Source organism: Bradyrhizobium sp. (assembly GCF_049798375.1).
Taxonomy (GTDB): domain Bacteria; phylum Pseudomonadota; class Alphaproteobacteria; order Rhizobiales; family Xanthobacteraceae; genus Bradyrhizobium.
This window is the reverse complement of sequence record NZ_JBARGP010000743.1, coordinates 1-10,347: the sequence shown is the minus strand read 5'-3', so window position 1 is coordinate 10,347 and position 10,347 is coordinate 1. Positions and strand designations below refer to the sequence as shown.

General features: G+C 66.1%; 8 protein-coding genes and 1 pseudogene. 2 read left to right on the top strand and 7 right to left on the bottom strand.

Features of this window, described 5'->3' with window-relative positions; genetic code table 11:
• Positions 1 to 116 precede the first annotated feature (116 nt).
• A complete protein-coding gene (locus WA702_RS28640; RefSeq protein ID WP_425113902.1) occupies positions 117 to 1,037 on the bottom strand; it encodes a shikimate dehydrogenase in 921 nt (306 codons plus the stop codon).
• Positions 1,038 to 1,043: 6 nt separating this feature from the next.
• A pseudogene (locus tag WA702_RS28635) lies at positions 1,044 to 1,664 on the bottom strand (TetR/AcrR family transcriptional regulator); the annotation flags it as partial.
• A 200-nt stretch (positions 1,665 to 1,864) separates the two neighbouring features.
• On the opposite strand from WA702_RS28635, the gene WA702_RS28630 reads away from it, so the two are divergent.
• A complete protein-coding gene (locus tag WA702_RS28630; RefSeq protein ID WP_425113901.1) occupies positions 1,865 to 3,241 on the top strand; it encodes an MFS transporter in 1,377 nt (458 codons plus the stop codon).
• Positions 3,210 to 4,730, top strand: a complete 1,521-nt coding sequence (locus WA702_RS28625) for a carboxylesterase/lipase family protein (RefSeq protein ID WP_425113900.1) — start codon at positions 3,210 to 3,212, stop codon at positions 4,728 to 4,730. The genes WA702_RS28630 and WA702_RS28625 overlap by 32 nt, the downstream gene beginning before the upstream one ends.
• 20 nt (positions 4,731 to 4,750) lie before the next feature.
• Here the strand turns inward: WA702_RS28625 and WA702_RS28620 are convergent, their stop codons facing one another.
• From WA702_RS28620 to WA702_RS28600, 5 genes are all read right to left on the bottom strand, one after another.
• A complete protein-coding gene (locus WA702_RS28620; protein WP_425113899.1) occupies positions 4,751 to 6,850 on the bottom strand; it encodes a methyl-accepting chemotaxis protein in 2,100 nt (699 codons plus the stop codon).
• 355 nt (positions 6,851 to 7,205) lie between these two features.
• Complete coding sequence (locus WA702_RS28615) at positions 7,206 to 7,376, bottom strand: hypothetical protein (RefSeq protein WP_425113898.1); 171 nt, start codon at positions 7,374 to 7,376, stop codon at positions 7,206 to 7,208.
• Positions 7,377 to 7,546: 170 nt separating this feature from the next.
• On the bottom strand, positions 7,547 to 9,502 hold the full coding sequence (locus tag WA702_RS28610; RefSeq protein ID WP_425113897.1) for an alpha amylase C-terminal domain-containing protein: 1,956 nt from the start codon (positions 9,500 to 9,502) through the stop codon (positions 7,547 to 7,549).
• Between the two features lie 20 nt (positions 9,503 to 9,522).
• Positions 9,523 to 9,894, bottom strand: a complete 372-nt coding sequence (locus WA702_RS28605) for a tRNA-binding protein (protein ID WP_425113896.1) — start codon at positions 9,892 to 9,894, stop codon at positions 9,523 to 9,525.
• 195 nt (positions 9,895 to 10,089) lie between these two features.
• On the bottom strand, positions 10,090 to 10,347 hold a 258-nt coding region (locus tag WA702_RS28600; protein WP_425113895.1), incomplete at its 5' end, for a hypothetical protein.

Genomic DNA, 10,347 nt, shown 5'->3' with positions numbered 1-10,347 from the left:
CTACATACACGTCATGAGCGCTGTCATTGCGAGGAGCCGAAGGCGACGAAGCAATCCAGGCTTTCTTCTCGGCTCTGGATTGCTTCGTCGCGTTGCTCCTCGCAATGACGGCCTAGCTATGCGGACCCATATCGCTTCGCCATCACGCCATCGAACGCCATTGCGATCGCCTCGATGGGGGCGGTGCGGCCGGTGAATAGCTTGAAACCATCGGCCGCCTGGTGAATCGCGAGCTCGCGCCCGGTCATCACCTGCGCGCCCCTGGCCTTGGCGGCGGTGAGCAGCGGGGTCCACAGCGGCGAGTAGATCGCGTCCGCCACCCACAGCCCGTCATGCAGCAAAGCTTCGGGAACCGGACTGTCGCGGTTCGGCAGCATGCCGACCGGGGTGCCGTTGACGAGCCCCACCGCGCCGTGCAGCGCCGCCTCGACCGTATCAGCAACGCTGACCCCGGGATGATCGCGCAGCAGCGCCGCCAACATCTCTGCCTTCGCACGGTCGGCATCGACGATGCGCAGCTCGTGAACGCCGAGGCTTGCGAGTGCAAACGCGATCGCCTTGCCGACGCCGCCCGCGCCGACCAGCGCCACAGGCCCGCGGCTGGAGGATTCGACCAGCGGTGCGACCGCGCGGGCAAAACCCGTGGTGTCGGTGTTGTGGCCGATCAGCCTGTTATCGCGGACCACGACGGTGTTGACCGCACGCATCGCCTGCGCTTCCGGCGCAAGTTCATCCAGCAGTTCGACCACCGCTTCCTTGTAGGGATAGGTGACGTTGACGCCGGCAAAGCCCATCTGTCTGACGCCATCGAGCAGGCCACGCAATTGCGCGCGATCGGCGCCGGCGACCTCGATCAGCTGATAATGGCCGCGCAGACCGACCGCGGCGGCGGCGGCCTCATGCATCGCGGGGGAGGCCGAATGCTTGATCGGCGCTCCGATCAAGCCGGTGAGAACATGCGGCTCGGACGCCGTCGCCGGAGCCGGCGTTGTCGCCACAGAACCGCTCTCTCCGCTGGTCAGATACGCCACCACCATGTCGGCGATCTGCTGCTTGTTGCGATTGCGAACCGCAGGTTCGGCGAGATCGTGATTGAACAACGCACCGAACGTGTACTGGTTGGCGACGCGGAAGAAGCAGAACGAGCTGATGGCCAGATGCAGGTCGATCGGATCGACGTCGCGCCGGAATACGCCCTCGGCACAGCCGCGTTCCAGGATGCGGCGCAGGGTCGCGATCACGCTGGCATTGATCTCGCGCAGTTGCGCGCTGTGCTTCAGGTGCCTGGCGCGATGGATGTTCTCGATCGAGACCAGCCGGATAAAGTTCGGGTTGCGCTCGTCATGCTCGAAGGTCGCCCCGATCAGGCGCCGGATCGCCTCGGTGGCGCTGCAGTGCTCGGTGTCGAGGCTCTCTTCCAGCTCTCGGATCGAGCGGTAGGCCTCCTCAAGCACGGCGAGATAAAGCTGCTCCTTGCCGCCGAAATAATAATAGATCATCCGCTTCGAGGTGCGGGTCTTGGCCGCGATCTCGTCGACCCGCGCGCCGGAATAGCCCTGGGCGGCAAACTCCTCGGTCGCGACATCGATGATGTTGCGCCGGGTCGCCTCCGGATCATTCCTGCGCCGGCCCGGCTGCGGCTCTTCTGCCGTTCGCTCCAACATCATCCCCTCGCGGTCTGACCCGATCCTAACCTCGCCGGAACGCCCGGTCTCCGGGCCGCCGAGCTTCTCTCTTGAAACGAACTAGTTCGTACATTACGGTGGACCCATCAAGAACGCAAGCTCGGACCGGGTCGGATGCCGCAAACGTGCACCGGCCTGACGTTCGCAAGCCAAGCGCAAAGCAACTAAGGGGGAGACATATGACATCAGCCACGCCCAAGGACCCGCCGCAGGCTCATGACCGGCCTGGCGACCGCCTGGCGCACCGCGCCGCCGTCGTCAGTTTCGTCGGCAGCATGCTCGAATACTACGACTTCTTCATCTACGGCACTGCCGCGGCGCTGATCTTCCCAAAGGTGTTCTTCGTCAATGTCGATCCGGCGACCGGCACCGTGCTGGCGCTGCTCAGCTTCGGCATCGGCTATATCGCCCGCCCGGTCGGCGCCGTGATCCTCGGCCATTTCGGTGATCGCATCGGCCGCAAGGCGGTGCTGATCACGACGCTGATCCTGATGGGCGGATCGACGCTCGCGATCGGGCTGTTGCCGGATGCGCGCATGATCGGTAGCGCCGCCCCTCTGCTGTTGACATTGCTGCGGCTGCTGCAGGGCCTGTCCGCCGCCGGCGAACAAAGCGGCTCCAACTCGCTGACCCTGGAGCATTCCGACAGCGGCCGCCGCGCCTTCTTCACCAGCTGGACGCTGACCGGCACCCAGGCCGGCGCCATCCTGGCGACCTTGGTGTTCATTCCCGTCGCCGCAATGCCAGAAGATCAGCTTTTAAGCTGGGGTTGGCGCATCCCGTTCCTGCTGTCCTTCGTCGTGCTGGTCGTCGCCTATCTGGTCCGCCGCACTATGCCGGAGACGCCGGCGTTCGCCGACATCAAGACGCGCAATGCCGTTGCGCGCTTTCCGATCGTCCCGCTGCTGCGCGACTTCTGGCCGGATGTGCTGCGCGTCATCGTCTGCGCCCTGATCGCGACCGTTAGCACGGTGACCGCCGTATTCGCGCTCGGCTATGCGACCAGCAAGTTCGGCGTGCCGCGCACGACCATGCTGTGGGCCGGCGTGCTGGCAAACGCGACCGCGCTGGTCACGCAGCCGTTGTGGGCGATCCTGGCCGACCGCATCGGCCGCAAGCCGGTGTTCATCGGCGGCGTGCTCGGCTGCGCCGTGTTGATCTTCCCGTATTTCATGGCGATCACCACGGCCAGTTCGACCGCGATCCTGGCCATCACATTCGTGCTCTCCGGCATCGTCTATGCCGCGCCGAACGCAATATGGCCGTCGTTCTACGCCGAGATGTTCGAGACCAGGGTGCGCTATTCGGGCACTGCGATCGGCACCCAGCTCGGCTTTCTCGCCGCCGGCTTTACGCCGGTCATCAGCCAGAGCCTGCTTCGCGATGGCCCCACGGGCTGGCTTCCCGTGGCCATCTTCATCGCTTGCTGCTGCGTGATCTCGGCGGCCGCGGCGGCCACCGCCCACGAGACTCATGCGGTCGGCATCGCGGATCTCGGCAAGAAGCGCTCAGACGGACCAGCACATGACAGCACAGCCGCATCCATCCACACTTGAGACGACACCGGCGCCCCTGGTCGAGACCAGCAGCGGTGCCGTGATCGGCGAAACCCTTGAAGGCGTGCGCGCCTTCAAGGGCATCCCGTTCGCGCAGGCGATGCGCTTTCGGCGCGCCGCCCCCTTGCCGGCCTGGGACGCGCCGCGGCGCTGCACGGCGTTCGGCCCGGTGGCGCCGCATCCCGGGCTTGTCACCGATGATGCCGAGGCCGGTTGCCTCACCCTGAATATCTGGACGCCGGCAGAGATCGAAACGCCGCTGCCGGTGCTGTTCTTCATCCATGGCGGCGCCTTCATCACCGGCGCCGGCTCCGATTACGACGGTGGCTATCTCGCCAAGCACGGCCCGGCCGTCATCGTCACCATCAACTATCGGCTCGGTCCGCTCGGCTTCCTGCAGCTCGATCGCTTTGGCGGCGCGCTGTCGGAAGCCAACAACCTCGCCGTCACCGACACGCTCGCCGCGCTCGACTGGGTCCGCAACAATGTCGGCGGATTTAGCGGCGATGCCGATGCCATCACGCTGATCGGCCAATCGGCCGGTGCGGCGCTGGTGGTCACCTTAATGACCTTGCCGCAGGCGCGCGGCAAATTCCGCGGCGCCATCGCGTTCAGCGTGCCCGGTCGCGGCATCATGCCGAAGGCTCAGGCCGACGAGATCGCCGACCGTTTTCTCGGCGCGCTCGCGCTTGCGCCACAGGACGCCGTGCGCATCATCGATGTCCCGGCACACATGATGCTCGATACGGCAGAGCGCATCGGCCGCGATGTCGCGGGCAACACCGCGCATGGCACCTTGTTCGGTCCCGTGCTCGACGGCGCCATCATCCCCTGCGATCCACGGCAGGCGATCGCCGCGGGCGCCGTGCGCAAACAAACCCTCTGGCTCGGCTCCTGCCGCGACGAGATGGTGATGTTCCTGAAGAGCACGCCGCCGGCCGCGATGATCCGTGTGACCGAAGCCCGGATCCGCGCGCAGTTCGGCGATGCCGGCTGGGAGCGGCTGCTCGCCTGCTACCGCGACACCGCGCGCACAGACGAGGATGCCTACGAGGCGCTGCTGTCGGACGCGATGTGGCACCGGCCGCTGGAGGAGCTGGCACAGCTTCAGGACCAGGCCGGTGGATCGGTCTGGCTGAGCCGCTTCGATCACGCAGCCGGGCTCGAACCGTTCCGCTCGCAAGGGCCGACCCATGGTGCCGACAACGCCTGCCTGTGGGCCCACCTGCCCGCGTTCCTCGACCGTCCGGTGCTCAAGCGCGCCGGCGGCCCGATGACGCCAGCCGACATCGAGGTGGCGGCGCGGCTGCAAGCCTGCGTGCTGCGCTTCGTTCGCGAGGGACGGCCGGACGATGCCGCGCACTGGCCGGCCTTCACGGCCGAACGTCGACGATTGGCGGTGTTCGACAGCCCGTTCCGGATGGATAGTATCAAGGATACGCCGCGCGACCGGATCTGGCGCCTGCTGGAGGACAAACACAGCAGCTAACCGGAGGCGCGAGCCTCCTATCACGCCACCCGCAGATCGCCGATGAAGCTGTCGACGTCGCGCCGCAGGTCGTTGGACAGGCTGGTCAGCGCCTTGGCGGAATCCAGCACCTCGCCGGCGGCCTTGCCGGTCTCGGCGGTCGCAGCCGACACGCCTGCGATGTTGCGCGAGACCTCGTTGGTGCCCTCGGAGGCCTGCTGCACGTTGCGTGCGATCTCGCGGGTCGCCGCGCCCTGCTGCTCGACCGCTGCCGCGATCGCAGTAGTGATCTGATTGACGCGCTGGATGGTCGCGCTGATGCCTCCGATCGCATCGACCGAGTTGCGGGTCGCGCCCTGGATGCCGGCGACCTGGGCGCTGATCTCTTCCGTCGCCTTGGCGGTCTGGCTCGCCAACGCCTTCACCTCGGACGCGACCACCGCGAAGCCCCGGCCCGCCTCGCCGGCCCGCGCCGCCTCGATCGTGGCGTTGAGCGCCAGCAGGTTGGTCTGGCTGGCGATGCCGCTGATCAGCGCGACCACGTCGCCGATGCGCTGGGCGGCATCGGACAGGGCCTGGACCTGCTGGTTGGTCTTCTCGGCCTCGGCGGCCGCCGTATTGGCGATCGTGCTGGATTCCGTGACCTGGCGGCTGATCTCGCCGATCGAGGCCGACAGCTGCTCGGTCGCGGCCGCCACCATCTGCACATTGCCTGAGGCCCGCTCGGAGACCTGCGCCACTTCGGACGCCTTGGCTTGGCCCCGGTCGGCCGTCGCCGACATCGAATGCGCGGTGCCGTCGAGCTGGCTGGAGGCCTGCGTCAATGTCTGCAATGAGTCCGTGACCGTGGACTCGAACCGCTTGATCAGGCCGTCCACCGCAATCTGCCGCCGCTCGCGGCGCGCCTGCTCGGCCGCCTTTTCCTCGGCAAGACGATCGCCCTCGATCATGCTTTCCCTGAAGACGGCGACCATGCGCGACATCTCGCCGATCTCGTCGCGGCGCTCGGGGTTGCCGAGATCGATGGCATAATCGCGTTCGGCCAGCCGTCGCATCGCATCCGTCAGGCCGAGTATCGGCGCGCTGATGCGGCGATGCACCACAATGAAGCCGAATGCCGCGACGGCAATGCCGAGCACCAGCATCGCTCCGTTCATGATGAGGCTGGTGCGCGTCGCGCTCATCTGCGCCTCGGCCGCCTTGACCATTTCCGACAAAGCGGCATTGGCGACATCGACGCCGGTCGACAGCACGGCCGTGTTCAGCTTGGTGAGTTCGGAAAATGGCACGTCGATGGTGCCACCCTCGCGCAGCGACTTGATCAGGTCCTTCTGCCGCTCCGCCAAAGCCACCGCATCCGGTTGCCGGGCGCGCGCGATCGGCGCGATGATCGCTGCCGGTACATCGGGGCGCGCCGCGGCATCGAGAACCCGGCTCCAAGCCTGCACGATCCGGCCATTGTCCTCCGCTGCTCCGATCAAATCGGCCGGGCTCCAGGGCTTGCCTGAGGTCGACGCACTTTCGATCCGGACTGCGAGGGAGCCACCGTAGGTGCGTGCCGCCCAGGCGGACTGCTTGACGCTGAGCAGTTGATCGACCACGGGATCGATCAGCTTCAAGGTCTCCTCGAGATCGGCCGTGAGGCCGGACATCGCCTCGAGGTAATCCTGCGCGACGGTGCGGAAGCCTTCGACAACATCGCGATCACGCGCTGACTTCTGCTGGCGGACCGCACTATCCGCGCTGGCCCGCAACGAGACCAGCTTGTTATGCAACGCGGTCATCGTGTTGAGACGCGCGGCAAGCTTTGCATTTTCAAACCCGGCAAGTCCTTCCAAAACCGCCTTGTAGCCGGTCTCCGAGGCCTCACGGTTGGTCGAAATCCGGCTTTCGATCGCGGCATCGGCCGGCTGTTCGCTCACCAGCGCGCCGAGGAATGCACCGCGCTCCAGCCGGAAGCCGAGCAGCGCCGCGAACAATTGTTGGTCGGTGCCGGCCAGACGCTCGACGCGCCCCGCGGCGGCCTTGCGGTCGACCGCGTCGGTGACATCGATGGTCAACCGCACCACCAGCAGCAGCGCCAGCACGCTGATGATGAGACCCAATACGGAGCGGATCGAAAGGCCAGCGAGCAGCTTCATACGACTATGTCCAACAAGGTTCACTCATCACCGATCGGCAAATAATTCCCTATTTGCGTTAATTTTCCGCTGACTGGCCGCCGCCTCAGCGGACCCGAATCCTGATTTTTCAGCTCATCTCATTGCTGATTAGTCCGCTGACAGGCTGCGGCGGTCGCGATCGACCAGCCAATTTGCGATCCGAGCATGCGTCGTGATTCGCGCCCGACGGCCTGGCCCGGGCCGCCGGACATCCGTAACTACACGGTCTTTCGTCAGTTTATTGATTCATTGTGTGTTCGCCGCGCGCCGCAGCAATATCGCGAAATACGGCGCAGGTCCTATTAAGTCCGCCAATTTCACCTGCTCCCGGGCTTTACAATTCGACCTGGAGCACGCCATCCGCCTCGGAAAGTACAAGCAATGACGACAGCAGCAGCAGCACGGACTCGTCGCCGAGCACGACCACCGATACGAGCCAATTGTTGCAGCAGCTGCTCGAGGTGCTGCAGAAGTCCGCCAGCCAGACCTCGTCGTACGGCGCCACATCGTCGGCCGCAGCAGCACCTCGCTGGTGCTGAACTACATGACCTGAAACCAACAGCGACGGACCCGCGCCCCGCGCCGCCCTCGAGCGTCCGACCTGCGGTTCCCCCGCGGGCCGGACACCTTTAGGCTTGCATCGCCTCTTCTACAGCGCTCGTCGCGTGCCGTGCCCTATGCCCGCGCATACACCACGATCCCGTTCGCCGGGATCGCCACATGCGCCGAGCAGGGCCGGCCGTGCAGCGGTGGCCCATCGGCTGAGATCTCGCGGCCGACCGCGGAAGAGGCGCCGGCCTCATAGGCGTCGCCGTCGAACACCAGCCGCCATGTGCCGCCGGCGGGAAAGCCGACCGCGTAGTCGGCCCACGCGCTCTCGTGCAGGCTGCAGACCACCATCACCGCGTCGTCGCTGCCCTCGACCCAGCGCTCGAACGCCAGCACGCGGTTGTCGTCATGGACATGCACGATCGCGCAGCCCTCGCCCGACAGCGCCTTGCGGCTGCGGCGCAGCGCAATCAGCTCGCTGACGAAGCGGACGAAGCCGGTCGTGACGGCGTCGCCGCTGTCGAGCGCCGTCCATGCGATCTCGGTCGCGGGCGACGGCGTGTCGCTCCATGGCTTGGGCTCCAACAGCTCCTGGCCCATGAACAGCAAGGGAATGCCGGGCGCAGTCAGCAGCAGCCCGGTCGCGACGCGGCTGCGGCTGCGCGCATACCAGGAGCGAGGTTCGATGCTGTCGGCCAGCATTGCGATCCGCGGCTGGCGGCCGGCATAGACGATGTCGTGGTTCTCGATCGCCTGCACCGCGCGCCAGCGCCGGCCAAGACTGGAGTCAGCGAGCGCATCGGCGATCGCCTGCATCGAGACGCCGGCGGAGGCGCCTTCGGCCGCCACTCCGATCGCCCCGCGCACGCTATCGCGCACCCGGTCGCTCCAGGTTGCGTCGAAGCCGGCGCCGCCCTCGGCGTGGTCCTTCACCACCCACGGATTGACCGGCCAATATTCAGCGATCTGGATCGCGTCGAACTTCTCGGCGCGCAGCGCCGTGGTGAGCTGCTGGCAAGTGGTCCAGCCGCCGAACCGATCCATCACGCTGACTTCGTCGAAGCGCAGGCCGTCGACGCGGTATTCGCGATAGAACGACAGCGCATTGTCGATCAGGAATTGGCGGATATCGGCGTTCCAGTAGGCAAAGACCTCACCGCCGGCCCAGCCCTGATCGGTAAAATACAGGCTGTCATTGGCGTTGCCATAAGGCTGGCGGTCGAAGAACCAGATCGATTGGTCGTCGAAGCCGCCGCCGGCATGGTTGTAGACCACGTCGAAGATGACGCCGATGCCGTGGACATGGCAGATATCAATCAGCGCGCGGAGCTGGTCATCGCAGTGGCGCAGCACCTCGGTGCCGGCATAAGGCGCCTGCCCCGCCGCGGCCAGGATCGCGTTGGTGCGATCGACATAGCCCTTCAGCTTGGCCGCGTCGGCCTCGCCATATTGCGTCTCCGGGCTGAACAGGTCGGTGCCGTTGTAGCCCATGCTGAAGCTGGTCGGGAATTCCTGCACCGGCAACAGCTCGATCATGTTGACGCCGAGCGAGGCCAGATGCGGCACACGCTCGATGACGTCGAAGAAGCAGCCGTCCGGATTGCCTGGCTTGATGTCGAAGCTGCCGACATGAAGCTGGTAGATCACGAGTTCGTTGAACGGCGGCGGCGTGAACGGCACCTCGTGCCAGGGAAACGCGGCCGGATTGCGCAGCACCGAATAGGCCTGCGGAAACGGCGGCTCGACGGTGAGCAGCCGCGCATACGGATCGCGCTTGAGGCCCGACGAGCCCTGCCCGTCGACGAAGTACATATAGGGATCGCCGTCCTTCAAGGCCGGAATGAAGATGGCCCAGTGACCACCACCGATCGGCGCTAGCTGGCAGCTGGCATCCTGCGCCCACTTGTTGAAATCGCCGCAGACGTAGACCGCCTTGGCGTGCGGCGCGAACATGCGGAACGTGGCGCCGCCCGGCACCAGGGTGCCGCCCATCGGCGCCTGCAACAGATGCATCTGTCGGAGCGACATGCGTGACCCCGCCGTGATGACGGGGACGATAGCATGCGGGTCGAGCGTTTGCATGACAGCCTCGCTGCGCCCTGTCAGAACAGCCGCGCGCCGTTGGGCACCCGCCGGTCCGGCGCGAACAATACCACATTGCCCTCCTCGTCCGGGAAGCCGAGCGTCAGCACCTCCGACATGAACTTGCCGATCTGCCGCGGCGGAAAATTGACCACGCCGGCGACCTGCCGTCCGACCAGGGCAGCCGGCTGATACAGCGTCGCGATCTGCGCGCTGGAGCGCCGGGTGCCGATCGCTGGGCCGAAATCGATGGTCAGCTTGAGCGAGGGCTTGCGCGCCTCCGGATAGGGCTCGGCCGCGACGATGGTGCCGACGCGGATATCGACCATCAGGAACTGGTCGAAACCGATCTGGGGCGCCGGCGCTGCGGCAGGATCATGGGCGAGATGCATGGCGGCCTTCTCGAGAGTGCGGCGAAAGGGTTCCGACCGGCTCGGCCGAGTTTCCCCTTCGCGTGACAGATGTCGAATTTCATAGTCGCCGCAGCCTAGCCTGACAATCCTCGGTACCCATCAGCATGATCAATGACCCCGGACGGCAGGGCGCGGGCGGGCCGTCTCGGAGGAACGCGCGCCCGCGTGACCGCCTCAACATCCCCGGCAGATGGTGAGCTTGCGATCGACGGCGGCGCTTTCCGCATCGATCGGATCGACCTTGCCCGCTTCGCCGACTGTCACGTCCTTGAGGCGCGGCTGCCGATGACCGATCGGTGTCGACATGCGCGGATCGAATGGTTCCGACTGCACCGCCGCGCCGAACGTCGTGAGCTGCGGGGGCGGCGGATTGGTCTGCGCCACGACACTGCGCACATTCACCAGCGCCGCCAGCGCGAACGTCGTGATCAA

Excerpts from the sequence above, each read along its gene's own strand:
- WA702_RS28640 (WP_425113902.1), bottom strand. The coding sequence starts at position 1,037 with ATGGTGGTGGCGTATCTGACCAGCGGAGAGAGCGGTTCTGTGGCGACA.
- WA702_RS28630 (WP_425113901.1), top strand. The coding sequence starts at position 1,865 with ATGACATCAGCCACGCCCAAGGACCCGCCGCAGGCTCATGACCGGCCT.
- WA702_RS28625 (WP_425113900.1), top strand. The coding sequence starts at position 3,210 with ATGACAGCACAGCCGCATCCATCCACACTTGAGACGACACCGGCGCCC.
- WA702_RS28620 (WP_425113899.1), bottom strand. The coding sequence starts at position 6,850 with ATGAAGCTGCTCGCTGGCCTTTCGATCCGCTCCGTATTGGGTCTCATC.
- WA702_RS28610 (WP_425113897.1), bottom strand. The coding sequence starts at position 9,502 with ATGCAAACGCTCGACCCGCATGCTATCGTCCCCGTCATCACGGCGGGG.
- WA702_RS28605 (WP_425113896.1), bottom strand. The coding sequence starts at position 9,894 with ATGCATCTCGCCCATGATCCTGCCGCAGCGCCGGCGCCCCAGATCGGT.